This window comes from Shewanella oncorhynchi, from assembly GCF_012584455.1.
Lineage (GTDB): Bacteria > Pseudomonadota > Gammaproteobacteria > Enterobacterales > Shewanellaceae > Shewanella > Shewanella oncorhynchi.
Genome location: NZ_JABAEB010000010.1, coordinates 41,633 through 61,056 on the forward strand (window position 1 = coordinate 41,633; position 19,424 = coordinate 61,056).

General features: G+C 43.8%; 19 protein-coding genes and 1 riboswitch. Of the genes, 13 read left to right on the forward strand and 6 right to left on the reverse strand.

The window, feature by feature from the left end; translation table 11 throughout:
* Positions 1 to 187 precede the first annotated feature (187 nt).
* Positions 188 to 321: riboswitch (molybdenum cofactor riboswitch) on the forward strand.
* The 7 genes from moaA to HGO26_RS15965 all read left to right on the forward strand — a co-directional run bounded on the left by moaA (position 309) and on the right by HGO26_RS15965 (position 5,253).
* On the forward strand, positions 309 to 1,289 hold the full coding sequence (gene moaA, locus HGO26_RS15935) for a GTP 3',8-cyclase MoaA (RefSeq protein WP_168826421.1): 981 nt from the start codon (positions 309 to 311) through the stop codon (positions 1,287 to 1,289). It overlaps the preceding riboswitch by 13 nt.
* 96 nt (positions 1,290 to 1,385) lie before the next feature.
* Positions 1,386 to 1,862, forward strand: a complete 477-nt coding sequence (moaC, locus tag HGO26_RS15940; protein ID WP_006079755.1) for a cyclic pyranopterin monophosphate synthase MoaC — start codon at positions 1,386 to 1,388, stop codon at positions 1,860 to 1,862.
* Between the two features lie 23 nt (positions 1,863 to 1,885).
* Entirely contained in the window at positions 1,886 to 2,137 is a 252-nt protein-coding gene (gene moaD, locus HGO26_RS15945) for a molybdopterin synthase sulfur carrier subunit (protein WP_006079756.1), read from the forward strand.
* A gap of 1 nt (position 2,138) precedes the next feature.
* The gene (moaE, locus tag HGO26_RS15950) at positions 2,139 to 2,606 is read left to right on the forward strand and encodes a molybdopterin synthase catalytic subunit MoaE (RefSeq protein ID WP_168826423.1); all 468 of its coding nucleotides are present in this window, start codon (positions 2,139 to 2,141) and stop codon (positions 2,604 to 2,606) included.
* A gap of 79 nt (positions 2,607 to 2,685) precedes the next feature.
* The gene (modA, locus tag HGO26_RS15955; protein ID WP_168826425.1) at positions 2,686 to 3,489 is read left to right on the forward strand and encodes a molybdate ABC transporter substrate-binding protein; all 804 of its coding nucleotides are present in this window, start codon (positions 2,686 to 2,688) and stop codon (positions 3,487 to 3,489) included.
* Complete coding sequence (gene modB, locus HGO26_RS15960) at positions 3,489 to 4,169, forward strand: molybdate ABC transporter permease subunit (protein WP_105251087.1); 681 nt, start codon at positions 3,489 to 3,491, stop codon at positions 4,167 to 4,169. Before modA ends, modB begins: the two co-directional genes overlap by 1 nt.
* The gene (locus HGO26_RS15965; protein WP_168826427.1) at positions 4,150 to 5,253 is read left to right on the forward strand and encodes an ATP-binding cassette domain-containing protein; all 1,104 of its coding nucleotides are present in this window, start codon (positions 4,150 to 4,152) and stop codon (positions 5,251 to 5,253) included. Before modB ends, HGO26_RS15965 begins: the two co-directional genes overlap by 20 nt.
* Positions 5,254 to 5,294: 41 nt before the next feature.
* Here the strand turns inward: HGO26_RS15965 and HGO26_RS15970 are convergent, their stop codons facing one another.
* The gene (locus HGO26_RS15970; protein ID WP_168826428.1) at positions 5,295 to 8,720 is read right to left on the reverse strand and encodes a response regulator; all 3,426 of its coding nucleotides are present in this window, start codon (positions 8,718 to 8,720) and stop codon (positions 5,295 to 5,297) included.
* Positions 8,721 to 8,817: 97 nt separating this feature from the next.
* Between HGO26_RS15970 and HGO26_RS15975 the strand changes: the two genes are divergently transcribed.
* Positions 8,818 to 9,456, forward strand: a complete 639-nt coding sequence (locus HGO26_RS15975) for a response regulator (RefSeq protein ID WP_168826430.1) — start codon at positions 8,818 to 8,820, stop codon at positions 9,454 to 9,456.
* Between the two features lie 2 nt (positions 9,457 to 9,458).
* Here the strand turns inward: HGO26_RS15975 and HGO26_RS15980 are convergent, their stop codons facing one another.
* The 4 genes from HGO26_RS15980 to HGO26_RS15995 form a co-directional block, all read right to left on the reverse strand.
* Positions 9,459 to 10,706 (reverse strand): hypothetical protein, encoded by a 1,248-nt coding sequence (locus HGO26_RS15980; protein WP_168826432.1) that lies wholly within the window; start codon positions 10,704 to 10,706, stop codon positions 9,459 to 9,461.
* Entirely contained in the window at positions 10,667 to 13,135 is a 2,469-nt protein-coding gene (locus HGO26_RS15985; RefSeq protein ID WP_168826434.1) for a fimbrial biogenesis outer membrane usher protein, read from the reverse strand. The genes HGO26_RS15980 and HGO26_RS15985 overlap by 40 nt, the downstream gene beginning before the upstream one ends.
* 104 nt (positions 13,136 to 13,239) lie before the next feature.
* Positions 13,240 to 13,728, reverse strand: coding sequence for a CS1 type fimbrial major subunit (locus HGO26_RS15990; protein ID WP_168826436.1), 489 nt, complete (start codon positions 13,726 to 13,728; stop codon positions 13,240 to 13,242).
* A 23-nt stretch (positions 13,729 to 13,751) separates the two neighbouring features.
* Entirely contained in the window at positions 13,752 to 14,471 is a 720-nt protein-coding gene (locus HGO26_RS15995; RefSeq protein ID WP_211085937.1) for a fimbrial biogenesis chaperone, read from the reverse strand.
* 254 nt (positions 14,472 to 14,725) lie between these two features.
* On the opposite strand from HGO26_RS15995, the gene HGO26_RS16000 reads away from it, so the two are divergent.
* Positions 14,726 to 15,442, forward strand: a complete 717-nt coding sequence (locus tag HGO26_RS16000) for an EAL domain-containing protein (RefSeq protein ID WP_306684255.1) — start codon at positions 14,726 to 14,728, stop codon at positions 15,440 to 15,442.
* A 38-nt stretch (positions 15,443 to 15,480) separates the two neighbouring features.
* Here HGO26_RS16000 and HGO26_RS16005 read toward each other — a convergent pair whose 3' ends face one another.
* Positions 15,481 to 15,645 carry a hypothetical protein gene (locus HGO26_RS16005; protein ID WP_105251095.1) on the reverse strand — a complete coding sequence of 55 codons (165 nt, stop codon included), beginning with the start codon at positions 15,643 to 15,645 and terminating at the stop codon, positions 15,481 to 15,483.
* Positions 15,646 to 16,129: 484 nt separating this feature from the next.
* On the opposite strand from HGO26_RS16005, the gene HGO26_RS16010 reads away from it, so the two are divergent.
* The 4 genes from HGO26_RS16010 to HGO26_RS16025 are packed head-to-tail and all read left to right on the forward strand — an operon-like array spanning position 16,130 to position 19,421.
* Positions 16,130 to 16,651: a tudor domain-containing protein gene (locus HGO26_RS16010; RefSeq protein ID WP_131524044.1), complete on the forward strand. Its 522-nt coding sequence runs from the start codon at positions 16,130 to 16,132 to the stop codon at positions 16,649 to 16,651.
* Positions 16,652 to 16,711: 60 nt separating this feature from the next.
* Positions 16,712 to 17,389: a response regulator transcription factor gene (locus HGO26_RS16015; RefSeq protein ID WP_006079763.1), complete on the forward strand. Its 678-nt coding sequence runs from the start codon at positions 16,712 to 16,714 to the stop codon at positions 17,387 to 17,389.
* Between the two features lie 49 nt (positions 17,390 to 17,438).
* Positions 17,439 to 18,695 carry a sensor histidine kinase gene (locus HGO26_RS16020; RefSeq protein WP_105251097.1) on the forward strand — a complete coding sequence of 419 codons (1,257 nt, stop codon included), beginning with the start codon at positions 17,439 to 17,441 and terminating at the stop codon, positions 18,693 to 18,695.
* A 33-nt stretch (positions 18,696 to 18,728) separates the two neighbouring features.
* Positions 18,729 to 19,421 carry a TIGR01621 family pseudouridine synthase gene (locus tag HGO26_RS16025; protein ID WP_168826439.1) on the forward strand — a complete coding sequence of 231 codons (693 nt, stop codon included), beginning with the start codon at positions 18,729 to 18,731 and terminating at the stop codon, positions 19,419 to 19,421.
* The last annotated feature ends 3 nt before the right edge of the window (positions 19,422 to 19,424 follow it).

The following is a 19,424-nucleotide window of genomic DNA, read 5'->3' on the forward strand; positions in this document are numbered from 1 at the left end:
GCGTTTTATTGCTTGCACCACCTTACCTGAAAATAAGATAAGGTCACAGTGGATTAAGCTGCTGTTTAGTCTAATTCAATACAAATCTTTAGGTGAGGACTGTCACAGATTATTCACGCTAGCGTGATCTAGGTTAATAAATACCTGTTTAGGGGTATAGCTAGTGAGTACTTTCGGCCTATAATCACCGACGACGGTTCTCCGAGCTTGCCTGCCTAAGTCGAAAGATATGGAGGTGTAGCCGTGGTAATAATGCCACCGGGGTGGGATAAGAAATGCTCTCACCTCCCACACTTGGAAAGGTGATCATGTCTCAATTACAAGACAGCTTTGGTCGAAAATTTCACTATTTACGGATGTCAGTCACTGACGTTTGTAACTTCAAATGCAGTTACTGCCTCCCTGATGGTTATCATCCTGAAGGTAAACCAAAATTCTTATCTCTCAATGAGATAGAAAACTTAGTCTCCGCATTTAGCCAAGTCGGCACCCAAAAAATCCGCATTACAGGCGGTGAACCTACCCTGCGTAAAGACTTTACCGACATCATTCGTGTCGTCGCTGATAACCCGCGTATTCATACTATTGCGACGACCACTAATGGATATCGACTCGAAAAGCATGCCAAAGAATGGTTCGATGCTGGCTTGCGTCGTATCAATGTGTCCGTGGATAGTTTAGATCCCAAAATGTTTTACCAGATCACCGGCGAAAATAAGTTTGATGAAGTGATGCGGGGGGTTGATGCCGCCTTGTCAGCAGGTTTCGAGCGAGTAAAAATCAATGCCGTACTGCTTAAAGGTTTAAACGATAAAGATTTGCCACGTTTTTTACACTGGATTAAACACACGCCAATCGACCTGCGTTTTATCGAGCTGATGGAAACGGGTCTTGGTCGTGAGTATTTTGAAGCCCATCACCTCGCGGGCGCCGACATCAAAGCACAGTTACTGGCAGATGGCTGGCAATTAGATACGCCAAGTGCCTCCGATGGTCCAGCCCAAAATTTCAGCCGCAGCGATTATCAGGGCCGTATCGGCTTGATCATGCCCTATGCCAATAATTTTTGTGCTACCTGTAACCGTTTACGGGTATCTGCTAAGGGTAAATTGCACTTGTGCCTCTTTACGGAATCCGGTGTCGATTTACGTGATCTGCTACAGCATTCTAACCAGCAAGCGGAATTAATTGAGCGTCTGCACGGTCAATTAGCCCAGAAGAAAGAAACCCATTACTTGCATCAAGGCATCACAGGTGTCACTCAGCATCTTGCCTCTATTGGCGGCTAGACCTGATTTTAGGTCTGTTGCCATAGCCAATTTAGCGCGAGTATAAGCTCAATTTCCCTTGTACCCTGTTTTGACCTCAATTAAAGGATCGCTCCGATGAGCAATGTATTTACCCATATTAATGCCGATGGCAATGCCCATATGGTCGATGTAACTGAAAAAGCCGTTACCGAGCGCGAAGCCCGTGCAGAAGCTTTTATCGAGATGGCGAGCACGACACTCGAGATGATCATGAGTGGTAGCCACCACAAGGGTGATGTGTTTGCGACCGCGCGTATTGCGGGCATTCAAGCCGCGAAAAAAACCTCAGACCTTATCCCTCTCTGCCATCCGCTGATGCTAACGAAAGTTGAAGTCGATTTAGAGGCACAACCTGAACATAACCGCGTGCGTATTACTAGCCTGTGCAAGTTATCCGGCAAAACGGGCGTAGAGATGGAAGCGTTAACAGCAGCTTCAGTGGCGGCGTTAACTATCTATGACATGTGCAAGGCCGTGCAAAAAGATATGGTGATCTCCCAAGTCCGTCTGTTGGAAAAGCGTGGCGGCAAGTCGGGACACTTTAAGGTTTAGCGGATCAAAAACGAGATAAGACTATGATTAACGTGTTGTTTTTTGCTCAAGTTCGAGAATTATTGGGCACAGCTAAATTAAGTCTAGAGGCGAGCGAGCAGACTCAAACTGCCGAAGCGTTACGGGCAACGCTGGCGGCAACCGACGACAAATGGGCTAAAGTATTAACCTCTGACAAATTGCTGGTGGCGGTAAATCAGACCATTAGTCAATGGGATACGCCTGTAAACGATGGTGATGAAGTCGCCTTTTTCCCACCGGTTACAGGAGGTTAATATGCGTTTATTACCCGCAGTTCGAGTGCAAGAGGTCGATTTTAGTGTTTCTGACGAATATCGCCAGCTAGCTCAAGATGATAGCGATGGTGCCGTAGTCACTTTTGTCGGCAAAGTGCGTGATTTTAACGATGGTACCGCGGTGACAGACTTAACCTTAGAGCACTATCCGGGTATGACCGAAGCCGTGTTAGAACAAATCGTTGCCGAGGCGCGTAGCCGCTGGCCGCTCAATAAAGTGACGGTTATTCACCGTGTCGGTACTATGGCTCTGGGTGAGCAGATTGTGTTTATCGGCGTAACCAGCGCCCATCGCAAGGCCGCTTTTGCTGCCTGTGAATTCTTAATCGACTTTTTAAAAACCAAAGCGCCATTCTGGAAATTAGAAGCGGGCGAGCAAGGTAAAAGTTGGGTTGAAGCGAAAGATGCCGATGAACAAGCGGCTAAGCTATGGCAACACAAAGACTAGTCGCGTGGCAGAGATACTCGTAGTCGCAACGCAGCTTGCCAGTTTAAGACCCGCGCGAATATTGCACTAAGGTGACCCAATGCAGAGTTTGACCCGTTTCTTCCATACCTGTGTTTTTGCATTACTCTGGTGCTTGGCGGTCGCGCCATCGTTCAGTCGAGCGGCGGATAATACAGCGATTCCCGCAATTGCCGCTGCCTCAGATTTACGTTTTGCCCTCGATGATATTAGCCAAAAATTTACCAATGAAACTGGGCTAAAAGTAAAAATATCCTATGGGTCATCGGGCAATTTTGCTACTCAAATCCAAAACGGTGCGCCCTATGAATTATTTTTATCTGCGGATGAAAAATATATTCAGCAATTGCATCGCGCAGGCATCGCCCTTGATGCTGGCGTGCTTTATGCCCAAGGGCAACTCGCCATCGTTGTACCTAAAACAGGTCGTTTGTCCGTTGATCCTGAACTTAAGGGGTTAGCCGAAGCCCTCGCTGCAGGAAAAATTACCCGTTTTGCTATTGCTAATCCTGATCACGCTCCCTATGGCGAAAAGGCCAAAGAAGCATTGCAGTTTGTGCAGTTGTGGGATGCGATTCAACCTAAATTGATCCTTGGGGAAAATGTGTCCCAAGCAGGGCAGTTTGCGATTAGTGGTTCAACCCAGGGCGGGATTATTGCGCTCTCTTTAGCTATGTCTCCTACTTTTGCCAAACATAGTGATTACGCCATAGTGCCAGCAAAAATGCATAGCCCACTGTTTCAGCGTATGGCATTAATGGCCAAGGCGGGTGAAACAGCTCAGCATTTTTACGATTATTTAAGAGCCGATAGTGCTCGTCGTGTTTTGGCCGATTATGGTTTTTCATTGCCAGAGCAACCATGATGGATTGGCAGGCACTTTGGTTATCGGTCAAGCTGAGTGGCATCACAGTTTTAGTGTTGATTCCTTTAGCTATTTTGGCTGGACGAGCATTAGCCTATCGTCAATTTGTCGGCAAATCTTGGGTCGAGGCGCTGATCATGGTGCCCTTAGTATTACCGCCAACTGTGATTGGTTATTACTTGCTGGTGGGGCTTGGCAGTCAAAGTTGGCTCGGACAATGGATTGAGCAAGTCATGGGTCAGCAACTCGTGTTTCACTTTTCAGGTCTGGTTATCGCCTCCGTTTTAGTCAATATTCCCTTCGCTGTGCAGCCGATACAACGCGCCTTTGAAACTGTACCTAATGATGTTCGCGACGCAGCCGCTTGTTGCGGCATGAGTCGACTTAAAATTCTACTTAAAATTGAATTGCCTATGGTGTGGCCGGGTGTGCTAACGGCATTAGTTCTGTGCTTCTCCCATGTGCTTGGGGAGTTTGGCGTTGTGCTGATGATGGGCGGCAATATTGCTGGCGAGACCAAGACGATTTCGATTGCAATTTATGACAGTGTGCAATCATTCGATTTTAATGCCGCTGGCACTATGTCATTAGTCTTATTGCTGTTTGCCGTGACGGCGTTAGCACTAACAACCAGTCTATCGCGGCGTTTAGGAGGTCAGCGTGGCGCAAATCATCGCTGATCTGCAGTGTCAGATCCAAAATCATAAACACATTAAACTCAACGCCGATTTTCGCTGTAAAGCGGGTGAAGTACTTGCTGTGGTCGGGCCGTCTGGCGGTGGAAAAACCACGCTGCTACGGATGATCGCTGGGTTAAATCATCCCGATACGGGACAAATCCACTTTGGCGATCGGCCTTGGTTTGATGATAAAGCGCGTATCGCCTTAAGCCCGCAGCAACGCCATATCGGTTATATGCCGCAGCATTTTGGCTTATTTCCGAATCTCACTGCCTTAGAAAACGTAGTCGCTGGACTTGACCATATCCCCAAATCGGAGCGCATACCGCGCGCGAAAGATTGGCTCGAACGGGTCAATCTACAGGGATTACCCGATAGATTACCGGCGCATTTATCGGGCGGCCAGCGCCAGCGCGTTGCGCTTGCCAGAGCGCTTGCCCGTGAACCGTCGGTTTTGTTGCTGGATGAGCCTTTTTCTGCGGTGGACAGGGAAACTCGCGAGCGTTTATACCTTGAACTTGCGCGCCTCAAAGAGCAGTTACTTTGCCCAGTTATTATGGTCACCCATGACTTAAATGAAGCCTTGCTGCTGGCTGATTCGATGATTTTGATCAGCCAAGGCAAGATGCTACAGCAAGGTGCACCTTTCGAGGTGTTATCGCGGCCACGAAATGAAGCTGTGGCTAGGCAGATGGGGCTAAGAAATATTTTTGATGGTGAAGTGGTATTTCAAGACAGCACTAAAAATCTCACTTGGCTTAAATTTGGTGAGCAGCTAATTGCCTGCGACTATGGCAAAGATCGCCCTGTGGGAAGTCGAGTCCGTTGGGTTATCCCCAATCAAGGTATTCGTTTTAATTCGATATCCAAAGGGCGTTTATGCCGCAGTTTTAATAAATTAGATGTCACGATCGACGCTATGCTGGTGATGGGCGAATCTGTTCGGCTTATCTGCTACGTCACTGGCACTTCGTTACAACTTAACACTGAAGTCTCGCTGCATTTTGCCCAAAAGCTTGCTCTTACTAAGGGGATGCAAACCACAGTGGCACTCAAATCAGAACAAATTCATATTTTGGAATAGCTTAGTCCACCATGATAACTTTGAGTAAACCTGCCACCATATTAGGTGCGATTTCGCATTATTGCGTCTAGCTCAGTTATCAATTGGGCTATTGTCGTTTGAAATTGAGCCAATTCCGCTTCAGCATTATTATTTCCCTGTTGCCTCATTTTTTCTTCGAGTATCCAAGCGTGCTCTGCTATTGATGTGAGCCCTAACATACTGATAGTTCCAGCACATCTATGGATCTTATCCGCAAGTTGAGGTGTTTTAAGTTGAATATCCTGAAGTGAGGTTTCGAGCTCAGTTTTAAACATTAATAACATTTTGCTTAATGTCTCTTCGCGACCAAAGGCATCCTCTAATATTTTTATATCGATAAGTGCTGGTTTTGCAGACGGTAGCCATTTCAAAAGCATTTCATACAGCTCATCTAAGTGCAGTGGTTTTGCCAGTAAGTCATCCATCCCAACTGCCATGCACTTTTGTTTTTGCTCATTTAGCACGTTGGCCGTGAGTGCGATGATGGGAATATGTTGCCCCTCGATTTCCTGCGATCTCACTTGTTGGCAAAAAGTGTAGCCATCCATCACTGGCATGCGGCAATCGCATAACACTAAGTCATATTGAGTCTTTTGCATGAGGGCGAGCGCTTGGGCACCGTTATCTGCAATATCACATGTTAGGCGTAACTGTTTCAGCTGTCGCTGCACCAATATCTGATTAAGTTGATGATCTTCAACTAATAATATTTTGCATTCTGGCCAGTTAAACTTAAATTGAATATCCCTTTGCGGGGTTGAGACGATAGTATCAATCCACCCCATGTTGATGTAACAAACATCCTTCACAGCTTGCGATGTTAAGGGATTTGCATTCAATAAACATTGCTCATTTTGATATCTATAACCCAGTGCTTCATTAAAGTGAGTGCAGAGTATGTGTTGCCGATCATCCGAAGCATTATCAGTAAACAACAGGTCTGCATTGGCTTTATTCTCTGTTAATACAATACCTAATGAAGCTAAATGCCAAGATAAAGTGTGACGTAATTTTATATCGCCGATGGCGATATATGCTTTTAATCCCTGCAATTGTTCATCAAATTCATTCTGAGCCACCACAGGTAACCGAATGCGTAAACCAATAAATGTGCCTAAATGAGGGGCGCTATTCAGGATGATGTCGCCGCCCATCATTTCGGCGAGTGTATGGCTAATGGCAAGGCCCAAACCTGCACCACCATAGCTACGTGTTGTCGAGACGTCAGCTTGCTCAAAAATATTGAATATTCGCGCTTGAGTCTCAGTGTTCATGCCGATACCCGTATCTTGTACGCCAATGAGCAGTAATTGTTGACCTTCTTGTTCGGCTTCAAGCTTGACTGAGACTTCAATAAACCCGCGTTCAGTGAATTTAATGGCGTTATTTACCCAATTGAATAGGATTTGCTTTATGCGAAGACTGTCTCCTGTTACCCGTGCTGCTACGCCTTGGTCAACGTGTAAATAGAGGCTTAAGCCTTTAGTACGTAAATCATTCATGACCATATTAAGCGTACTATCGAGAACTTCACGCAATAGTATTGGTGTCGATTCTAGACGCATTTTTCCCATGTCTATTTTAGAAAAATCGAGAATGTTATTAATGATTTGGAGGATTTCTTCCGCGCCATTACTAATGATTTGCACCATTTGTTTTTGTTCTATGCCAAGAGGGGTAAAGCTGAGTTGCTCTGCCATACCCACGAGTCCATTCATGGGCGTGCGGATCTCATGGCTCATGGCTGCGAGAAATTCAGCTTTTCTTTTAGTGGCTTGCTCGGCGTTTTCTTTTGCGATGGCTAGAGCATTTTCGACGATGCGCCGTTTATTGATTTCTTGCCTGAGTTTTAAATAGGCTATGGTTAAGCCGCCAATGAAAAGCAGTAAACCTATCGCAATCGGCAGTAGTGTTTTGAGTAAAGTGTGCCAAGAGATGCCTTCACTGTAATTTACGGCTAGCCAAGTATTGCGGATCTGCTGTTTTTCTTTCTCACTCATACTGGAGAAAACACGGTTAATTAATGGGATAAGTGGCCAATAAGGTTCACGAACGGCAACAGCGAGTTCATCTTTATAAGGCGTTGGTGCCGCTACTCGTAATTCATCGTCAAATTTGTCGTCGATAAGCATAGTCACAACGGCCAAATTACCTATGTAAGCCGCTGCTTTGCCCTTTGCGACTAAGGTCAGACCTTCGTCGGGATTGGCAGAAACTACAACATCGATATTCGGATAGGCTTTTTTAATGCTTGGCAGCAGTAGATTATCTGTGATGACCACGCGTTGAAAGTTCAGTTCTGACAGCCCCGCGATTCGCGGACTGTTGCGGGCAGTGGCTATAACAATAGGGAAAGACGTAAACACTTCGCTCATGTGCCAGTCTGGATATTGTGCTTTCAATCGTGTTGGAATAATGGCGAGATCAATCTCATGATTAACGAGTGCGGTTTGGATTTCATCCCACGTTCTGGTTTTTTGTGCCGCATAATCAAGCCCTAGTTTTTCTCTGAATTGTTCAAGATAATCAGCAAGTAAACCAACCAAGATGCCTTTATTGTTAACCGAAGAGAATGGCATCCAATGACTTACAAATCCGACTCTGAGTGAAGGTAAACCTGCCAGCCATTCGCGTTCATTGGGTCTAAGTAGAAAATTACTGTGGCCTAAAAAATGAAGATCACCCATACCCAGCCAAGTTACTTCGAGAGCATTGCGCTCTTCTACACTCAGAGCCATTAAGGCGTTATCGAGTTGTGTTACAAGCAGGCTATTGTTCTTCGTGATCCCTAAATGTAAGTTTTCCATCATCAGGGGGGCTTGGGCAACGATAAGAAGTTCAGGGTGTGCACTAATGTATTGGTTAGCAACATGAAGATTACCGATATAGGCATCGGTCGTTTTATCAATGACGGAGGAAAGTGCTTGTTCTGTATTAGAAAATGTTACTTCTGTTACGGTTGGATAATGCAGTTTGACTAATTTCTCCGTCGAGAATCCTTTTTCAACGGCAATCCGAGCTTGGCCAAATTCACTCACATCGCGAAAAAATCGGCTGTCGTAACGAATAACGACAACAGTGGGGGAGGTGTAGTATGAGCGGCTAAACATAAGGCATTGAGTACGTTCAACAGTACGAAAAGCGTCAAGCAAGACATCGACTTCCCCATTACAGCCAGCAGAATAGAGGCTCATCCAATTGGGATAAACCTTCCAGTCAATTTGGTAATTAAGATTTTTGGCGAGCAGTTGTATGAGTTCGACACTAAATCCCGTTGTTATCTGGTCATTAATTTGTTGAAAAGGTCCCCAGCCATTGGCGAGTACGCCTACTCTAATTGTTGTGGTTTTGGGCTGTTCGGCATGAGTGATAAAAGTCATGCATAGCAGGGATAAGCAACTGAAGATGCAAAGAAGTTGGTAACGCATTTTTTGAGTCGCACTCATCTCTATGACCAAAGTGTATTAAGTCTCGAAAAAAACACCGATGCCAAGTAGTATAGATAAGGCATCCATAAGTTCACATTATCACGAGGAGTTATATATGGCTTTTAAGATCATCCTTGCCGACGATCACCCTATTATACTCACTGGCGTGCGTAGTTTGATGGCTGAAATGCAGCCAAGTTGTGACATTGTTGCTGAAGCAAATAATGTTTCCGAATTATGGCGTACATTAGAACAACATGAATGTGACTTATTGATCACAGACTTTAGTATGCCTAATGATGACAATGTCGACGGTATGGCCATGATTAAACAGCTAAGACGAAAATATCCAAATTTACCCATAATAGTATTGACCCAAGTACATAATTTAGGTGTATTACAAGCGCTGTTACAGATTGGAATACAAGGCTTATTATTAAAAAAATCAGTCATTGCCGAATTAGAGAAAACAGTTAAAAAAGTATTATTAGGTTCTGTTTACATTGGCGAAACTGTCCGTGAATTATTAAATGAACAAGGTATTAATCAATATACCATCCCAGTTGAACTTTCACTGAAAGAAATAGAAGTGGTACGTTTACTGGCAAACGGCATGTCAGTGACTCAAGTTGCCAGCTATTTACACCGCAGTGTAAAAACCATAAGTACCCAAAAAACCAATGCGATGCAAAAACTCGGTTTAAAAAGTGACAGTGAATTGTTTCATTATGCACAGCAACAGGGATTATTTTAATGTTAAAATGGAGGGATTTCAGCCTCGAACATAATAGTTACATCCCCTTGGTAAGTGCTTCCTGGATATTTCATCATTTCAGTTAAGTTGGTTTTGTTAATTTCAAACAATAGCTTTCTTGCAACATTGATATATTCCCCATCTGTATTTGTAAAATGGTACTTTGATGTCGATAGCGGCACTGATTTTCCTATACCATTTATATAACTGATTTCTATATTTGTTTTGTGACTGTTTTTAATGTTTTTAAGTTGGCACTGGCCATTGTTTTGATATTGGCAATAACTCAATGAAACATCAAATGGTGCGCTAAACCAAAACTTAAACGGCAATTCAGCCTTTAAGTTGGGCGGTGTTTTTCCGCTGTTCATCCATGGTGCCCAGCCCTTAGGCGGTTGCAAGATTACTTTATTGCTGCCAGCAGGGAATTCTAACTTAAGTTGATGCGTGACCCTTAAGGTAAATTCTATGGTTACGTTTGAGTCTGAATAGGTTGCATCACCAAAGTCGAGATCTTTATTGCGTCCAAGGCTCAGGGTTATATTGCCTTTATAAGTACCATTTTCCATTTTTAAAGGATCGGGAGGTTGCAGTTTATAACCAATATAAATCCTTTGAAGGGTGACATTCTTTGATGATGTGAATTTCGGGTTAAATTTATTGTTGTAACAAATGCCTCCAGACTGTTGGTTAGCGTTTTTTATGTCATAAAAATAATCTAAAATGCTACTGCTTGCCCAGGTATTTAATCTGAAGTTGCAATCTCCTTGAACATAATATAACCAAAAATTATCGGTTTCTCCTGCTTCTTTTATTAAGTTCGGGGTTTGAGATGCTCCAATTTTCGTTAGTTTAAATTTCATTTTGTGTGTTTTACTACTCCCTTTTTTTGTCAGCTCTACAGTTTTTTCGCCAGTAAACTTTTGATAAGTAATAGCATGTTCTAGTTTTCCATCATTACTAATTAGTTTTGATGATATTGTCGTCTCTATTTTTATTGCTTGCTCATTTTCTAAAGATGCGGTGCCTTTACACCAGAAATCACCAGTCATATTTTCAGGAACTGAACATGGTGTAGTGTTAATAAACTTACTACCATTAATATCATAGGGCGCAGGTTTATATTCAGCAGTAACCTGAATGGTAGCTGCCTCTGTTAATGGGCTGAGTAGCAAATATCCCAACAATGCATATAAAGCGTAACGATAATTCACTTGGCTAGGTTCTCTGTTAATGTTTGTTGTGCCCATGTTTGGGCATTACAAGTGATATTGCCTAATAGCAATAGGTTCTGTTCACGTTTCACTCGGTGTAAATCGAGTTCAAGGTTGCACTCTTGTATACCTTGATACTCCACTTGCAAGCTCGGATGGTGTTCACTCATTTCGACGGCAAAAAAGCCATCGGCCTCACTCAAGCTGCGCCCCGCATGGTTGGCGATAAGTGCGCCTTTAAGCGGCAATCCCTGTTGATTCACTAAGCGGCCAATCACAGTGACAGTCTTCATGACTCTGATTTGTTGGTAACTGACGCCGCCCTTATTGAGGTGGTAATGCAATACGCTCGGTTGGATAACTGAAGGTGTGTCATCAAAGTCCTGTATGGCGAGCTGTACGCTACCACTGCGATAGGCGGTCACTGGCACTAAGTTGCGCCCAGGCTTTAAGGTGACACTGCCACCGTGCTCATCTTCTGCTTGTAAAAGGATGTCTGGGGTATCAGCCATGACATCGATTATCATGCCCGCATCGTGGTTTTGGCTTTGGCCTGAGATGCTGAGTTCACCCTGTTGCCCTAGTGCAACCATGCTATCGAGGTTTATGCCGCTTGTGATGCCACTGTTATAGGACGATGACTGTGCATAGGCATCCCCGCTAACAATATTGTTGCTAAAGCGGCTATTGGCGGTTGCGCCAACACCATAGCTATCCGTGTTTAGTCCCATCCCTATGGTTTCAATGCCACACCAGTCTAGTTGCTGTTGGTAATCAACATAGGCATGCTGTTCTTGCCCGCCAGAACGTGAAGTTCTGCTGCCTAAGCCACCACCCATTCGACGCGTTTGATCGCCTAAGTTCATACTGAAATAAAGTGCTCCGCCTTGGTCGCGCTGGCCTGAAGTGTTAATGCTGCCGGGACGATCGAACGCATTTAAACTCCAGCTCATTTGGCGTCCCCAGAGTTTGCCGTTGTACTGCCAACCTAAGTCAATGCCTTGACCTTGCTCAGATTGATGTGACAAATAGGCCGAAACAGAGTGACCTCTCCCTAGGTTATGTTGCAGAGATGCACTCGTCTTTTTGGGATTAGAGTTCGTAATATCACTGCTTTGCGATTGGCTGAGTTGTTGCTGATGGCTGAGTACAAAACTACCTTGCCTGTAGCTATAAACTGCTTGCAAATCAAAATCGCTGCCCTGTTGTTCATTCATCACCCAATTACCAAAAAAGCGCAGTTGTTGGTTCCAGTCCCAATCAGCCGAAATGCTGTAGTGCCAACCTTTATCCATAAATTGAGCTGCAGCGCCAAGGATGATCGCCGGTGTTAATAAGTAGTTTGCGAGTGCCCCCGTGCTGAGTCCGCGTCTGCTTTCATCATCCCAATTCGTTATTTCTTGTAACTTTTCTCCAGCAAACAAGTTCACCCGAAAGGGCTCTTCAGTGTTTTGCCATTGAATGGGTTTGTTAATGATTTCTCGACGACGTTCAGTGACTTGGCCATCTTCTAGAATCCGAATTTCAACTTCATATATGCCAGATGGTAATACTTTAGTATCAATGGCTTGTAAGCCTGCGTTAATCTGTTGCGAGTTGATCAATTGCCCATTTTGGTAGATTTCTACCACACCTGCACGATTCGGAGTGACATAAATGGGTGTGGCACTGGCATAGGCTTGAGCGACCAATAACTGATTAGAGTCACCCAACATCACGCCCATCACTGCTTGTGAGCTGCCGCTATAAATGATGGGCTGACGAATTAAACCTTGGGCATAAGGGGAGAAATACCCGAGTCGATAGAAGCGTCCTTCGTTTTGACGTTCTGTATACAACTGTTGAATAGTCGAGTTGAGTGTCTCTTCATTATTTTGAGTGACTTCACCTTCAAGTAGTGTGGTCCACTGGCCTAAACTTGCTTGGGCTTGCAAATTATAACGGCCTGCGTAATCGCTCTCATTGGATTGACTCCAATTGAGTTGTTGTCGAAATAGCGCGCCGTAGCTTCCCTGTTCAGGCAAGGCATAGTAGTGCGAGCTTGATGGTTGTTTTTCGATATTGGCCGTTAAAATAGATAATTGAGAGTTCTCCAAATTATATTCAATCGCTAATATGCCGCCCTGACAGCCTTTTGGGCACAAACCCAACTTATGTTTTTGGTTTAATTGTGTTACCCATAATTGTTGCTGACGTTCGTCAAGATCGCTTTCGCTCACGTCAATAAGTTTTAATAGTTGTACACTGGTATCGAGTCCTAACACTATTTCACCTTCGCCAAGCAATTTATTATCAATGGTGATTCTTACTGTTAATGGGGCATTGAAAAAATGCTCAGAAAATCCATCAGGCAAGTCTTGATATTGCTTTAGCAGCTTGAGCGAGTCCGATGGCGTGTTATTCGCCAAAGAGCAAGAGCTAAAGATTAGCGTTGCGATCAGAATCGTCAGGATCAAAGATGACAAGTGTGTTGCCTCATATCGAAAAAATGAAAAGCATGAGTCGTTAACTTGAAAATTAATAAAGCTCCCTTCGCGGGAGCTTTTTTGAAATTTAACTTAATAAATCTCTATGGTTTTTTAATTGGCGCTTCCGATTCGAAAATCATATTGACCATGCCTTGGTAGTTACCTGCTACATAGCCGCTTGCTGGCGCAGTAGGAATGATCTCTAGTGCAAGGGTTTTACCCGTTTTAGCATTGTCGACATCGACTAATTCAGTCGCAGATGTCTTCAGTTCAATACCGCCCACTTTAACTGTTAGTGCAATATTATCATTGCCACTGGCGATAATGGCTGGGTTTGATAAGTAACCCGTAATAGCACCAATAGTACTTTTAACTTCTAGTTGCTTATTTAATTGATCTAGCTTTTTTGTATGGGCGTTATATGCTAACTTTTGCTGGCTGTTGATCCAGTTATCATTGCCTGTTGGTTGCACAAAAAAGTTCTCTGACGGAATTTGTGCAATCACAGTGACTTGATGTTCAATCTTTTCAGCCGCAAATGAGTTCATGGCCACTAATAAGGTTATTGGGGCCGCCTTCCATATTTTCATTACAGTCTCCTTTTAGGGATGCATTAGTTACCAATAACTATGCTTTTGGTTTTATCACCTTCAATCAATTGAAAGTGATAGCTTTCGTTACTATTTTTTACCAGTTGTTTTTTTGAACCGGGTAAGATGTGCAATTTGGTCGCTGTGGAACACTCTTTGGTTTTTTTGTTACATGATTCAAAAAAATCTAAAATAATAGTTGTATTCCCGTTATTTTTTATTTCTGCGTTATTTGTGTCTTCCGTTATTTCAGTCGAGTATTTAGGTTCTTCTGGGGTGATAAATAAAAATGCCCCATAACCTGTTAGTATTTGTATTCCGGCAGTGAGTTCTTCATGCGTTTTTTCAGTTTTTTGCTCATCAAATCCATCATTGTTTTTTGGCTGCACTGGTACAAAGCGAACTCTAAAGTAACGTTCTGTGTCTTTTTTATCTAAGAACAACAATCTCGTTGCTTGTACTCCCTTGGCTGGAATAATTAAGCGAGACGGGCTAGCTATCAAGGCGCGGTTTTCTGTCTCTTGTTCAGGTACTTCATAGGGCAGGCCATTTTCATCATATTTTATTTCGTTAATCGATATTTTAATAAATGCAGTTGAATCGCCCATGTTCATTATTTTTTTCAAATAAGTGGTTTTATTGCTAGGCATATAGTCAAATAAGGTGCCTATGCTTATTTCTGCCGCAGCATAAACTTGAGAGCTATAAAAAATAATACCAAAAAGCGCTAAATATAATCGCATTATTATTGAGTTACCTTGTATTGAGTTGCCTTGATTTCATTTTTGGTTGATGTTGCTGTTAGATTGGAAAAACATTTTAGCTGTATTTTATATGGGTGATTTTTATGCGTTAATAGGAATAGTCCTATAATTAAAGTGCAGTGATTTTTTGTTTTTAGGATTTATCTGATAGAAGCGAGTGCCAATTTAGTTAAAAATAAGTCAGATATATTAATATTCTGTAGGTATCTATGCTGTCAGTTAAGCGTAAAAAAGTGAGTGAAGATATTGCAAGCTGCATTATGTCTGATGTGGTTATGCCTTTTTATCAGCCTATTATCGGGGTTGATAAAACCGTTATAGGATATGAAGCACTTGCACGCCGTTGGGATGCCAAGCGTCATGCATATACAGGTATTGATTTTTTATTATTAGATAAAAATGCTGCTTTGCACATTGATATATGGATGTTGAGGTCGATTATCAAAGACTTACCTCGATTGGCCGATCAAGGCGTTGGCATACTGTCCATTAATTTAAATCCCATGCCATACAGTGTGACTTACCAAAATTTATTACAAATGCTGTTGCTTCAAGCAAAAGTGCTGTGCATCAAAATTTGGTTTGAAGTGTTAGAACACACTTTATTAGATGATAAACAGCATGAATTGATTGAAATGTTACGGGCACGAGGAGCCAGCATCGTACTGGATGATTTTGGCACCCAAGAATGTAATTTCTTGCGTATGATGGTATTGCCCTATGATGTCATCAAGTTAGACCGTTCCCTTTTGCTGCAAGCTTGTCGCTCTTCACATTCAATGCGTATGTTGACGAGCTTAGTTGAGTATTTACAGCGATTAGGAATGCAGGTTGTTTGTGAAGGTGTGGAGACTTTGACGCACATTGATGTGGCAACTTTATTGGGATGCGATTATCAACAGGGGTATGCCCATGCTATGCCTGCGCCGATTTCGCACTGGGCTCGTTAGGGCGAATCACGCATTAGCTGCAAATTAACTGAGGCTGTTTATTTCGTTTTTCGCTTACCGAGTAATCCAATCCAAAATGTCCCTTCCAATAGCATACCTAAGATGATGAACACCAATGCACTGGTGGCGCTGCCATAGGCATAAGCGCTTAATGCTGCTATTAATAACAAGCTTAAGCTTATCCATCGTATGACTGGTTTCATTTGCGCTCCGATTTAAAAATACCGTTACCTGACACTAAGTTATCTGACTTTAGTCGAGGGCGATTTATTTGCCAATTCCACTTTTTAATGACACAGATAGACTAAAATAACCGCTAAAATTCAATCCTCTTGATTCTAAATGGCGAAATTGAGGGTTATCACTGAAAATGTCATGTTTAAAAATCCTCAGATGATCAAAGCTTAATCTTGTTTCCATCGGTGTTTAAGCTGGTATTAGGTAGACTTAACACATTAGCCACAAAATGATTGAGTGTTTGGCTTATCAGCGATTTAGGTTCTGTTGACGTTGGATTTTAGATCAATTGATGGCCGAACCTGAGTTAACGCTGACACAGTGTGATGCTATATCCAGTGGTAAATTGTGAGGGATTAGCTTGGAATTGCATACAGGCGCAATAGGTCCATCGACTTCTAACTGATTGTCTCATAAGATACAAACTTAGCTGATTTATATGGAGGGGCCATGAGACTATGGTTGCTAGGATTCATGTTGGTATCTGGTGTCGCAACGGCGGCTCAGAGCATGTATTCGATGTTTGCGGGTGGAGACTATGTACCGCCGTTGAGCGTTATGCAGCAGATTGAAAAAGGGTTCTCCGGTGTGATTGCCGAATTTCATATGGAAGAGCAAGAGGGTGAATTAGTCTATCAATTTGAGTTGATTAATCCTTTAGCAAACTCTATAACGCGGTTTGAATATCGTGCCCGTGATGGTAAGTTACTGAAACAAAAGGCGAGTAAAGTAAGCGCCGATGATCTGGGTGAGGTTGAGGCAACGCGTATGATCGCGGCAAAAGATCAAACCTTTTCAGGTCTAATCATTAAGGCCACTAAAGATCATAAAGCCTTCTTAACCGAAGCAAAGTTAGACCACGACTTAGGTATCAGTTACTTAGAACTTAAGCTGCTAGACGATACGGGTAAGTTTAAGTTGGCCTTTGATGTCGAAAATTTACGACCGTTACCTTTACTCAAGTGGGATTGAAATATCTAAGTCAATCGAGTGCTCACACGAGTGCTTAAGATTGAGGAGCGCAACATACAGATGAAAATACTTTTAGTTGAAGATGATGCGACGACGATTGATTACATCGTCAAAGGATTTCTTGAGCAGGGCCACAATATCGAAACGGCGAGCGATGGCCATCAAGGTCTGTCACTCGCGACGAGTAGTCAGTACGATCTCGTGATCCTCGACCGCATGTTACCTCAGCTCGATGGCTTAAAATTGCTGGCCGCCTTAAGGGCAACGGGTAATCAAACACCAGTGCTGATTTTATCCGCTTTAGCGCATGTCGATGAGCGAGTAAAAGGCTTGCGGGCAGGTGGCGACGACTATATGACTAAGCCGTTTGCTTTCTCCGAGTTATTAGTCCGCGCTGAAAAACTGATGCACCGTGGCCAATCTGTGCCTGTGACAACTGATCTCGTTGTTGGTGGTTTGAAGATGGAGCTACTGACCCGTAATGTCACTTTAGACGGGCAGGAGTTGATGCTACAGCCGAAAGAGTTTCAGTTACTTAAGTATTTGATGGAACATGCTAATCAAGTTATTAGCCGCACCTTATTGTTCGAAGCAGTGTGGGATTATCACTTTGACCCGCGCACGAACGTCATCGATGTGCATATCGCAAAATTACGCCGTAAATTTGAAGAGTTAGGCCATGGCGAGCTTATCGAAACCGTGAGGGGAGCGGGTTATCGCTTACGACAAAGGCATTAAGCCTTACCAAAGCAGCGCCTGGCGCATCACAATCGTTTTTTCGACCTTAGTGATAGTGATCATCGGGGCGTTGCTATTTGCCCTCTATCGGCAGTTGATTATTGAGCAGCAGTATCAAGTGACTCAATATTTAGAGTCAGAGACCCAACGTTATCAGCAACTTGCCCTAACGGTTGATCGCCGTAGTTTTGCCGCTCAAATCCGCGCCGCCGATCCACAAACGGCCCTGATCGCTTGGCGTAACAGCTACGATATGGTCGGTGCCTTGAGCTTTATGCCCGAAGGCATGCCCATGCTGCCGCAAACGCGGGATTTTCCTATCTTAACCGGTGGCCCGGATAAGCTGCATATTCTTACTGGCGGTCTGGTGATGACCCGCTACGGCCCAGTATTGATTGCGACCCGTACCGATAACTTAGCGACGTTAATTGATAAGTTTATCAGTGCCGCTGCAACGGCTGTCATGCTTACCGTAGTGTTGACTTTAGCGCTCGGCTATCTGTTTTCTAAGGCGATTTTACGTCGATTAGTGCAATACAACCGCTTGAGTGAACAGATTGAACGCGGTCACTACGACACCCGCTTACCCTTGAGTTGGCGTCAGGATGAGTTCGATATGTTGGCGCTGCAGTTTAATAATGTGCTGGATATTCTCGAAAATAACCTGATGGCAGTGCGTGGTGCGACCGATAATATCGCCCATGATTTACGTACTCCACTGTCACATATCCGTATTGGTATTGAAGAGTTAGCGAGTAAGCCGAGCAACGAGATTAGCGAAGGTTGCGCCATTTTGACCGAGGAGCTCGATCATTGTTTAGCGACGTTTGATGCCATGTTGTCGCTCACGCGTATCGAAGAAGGTCAGCAGACACTCGATTTGCAGGAGTTAAGCCTAGCGCAACTGTGTACTGACTTATTGGATATGGCCGATGCTGTGGCTGAATCTAACGAGCAAACCTTGAGTTTATCGTTACTGACAGATCATAAGGTTTTTGGTGATAAATACTTATTATTCCAAGCTTTATATAATCTTGTCGATAATGCGATGAAGTATTCTGGCCAAGGTGCGCGGATTGAGATTATTCAGTCAGGCCCACAAATTCAGATCCGTGATAATGGCCCTGGTATTCCAGATGAGAGTAAAGAAAGAGTGTTCGAACGTTTAGTGCGCCTCGACCCTAGCCGGCATTTACAGGGCACTGGTTTAGGATTATCTATGGTCAAAGCGATTCTCTCACGGCACAATGCCAAAATTAATCTCACGGATAATCATCCAGGCTTAGTCGTCACTATTCAGTTTTAAGTCGATGATCCGCATTACAACGTCGAGTACTCCATGTATCGAATCATAGCCGATGAGGCTGATTTTATTGTTATTTCCAAATCAGCCAAAGTGCATTTCCACAGCCAGGATGGGACTGCAGGCGTGGTGGCGCAGGCTGAGCAAGATTTAGGGATTAAGCTTTTTGCTGTTCATCGACTCGATACACCCACGTCCGGTCTGTTGATTCTGGCTAAGAGCGCGGTCGCCGCCAAGCAATTTACTGAGCTGTTTACCACCCATAAAGTGCAGAAATTTTACCTCGCCCTCGCGAAAGGCAAGCCGAAGAAGAAGCAAGGCTGGGTGATTGGTGACATGGCAAAGTCGCGTCGTAGCATGTTTAAGTTACTGCGGACTAAAGAGAATCCAGCGATTACGCAGTTTTTCTCCTTGAGTGTTGGTGAGGGGTTGCGTTTATATTTGCTTAAACCCCACTCAGGTAAAACCCATCAATTAAGAGTTGCCTTGGCGAGCTTAGGTGTACCCATTTTAGGGGATGATTTATACGGCGGTGAGGCAGCTGATCGGTGTTATCTGCATGCCTATTGTCTGCATTTTCGCTATGGTGATGACGTGACAGGTTGGCATGATTACGCTTATCGGGATTTGCCGACTCAAGGTGAGCATTTTGGTGCAGAAGGTGTCACTGAGGCGCTAGTTTCATGGCGTGAGCCCGATACTTTGGCTTGGCCTGCGAAAGGAGATTAATCT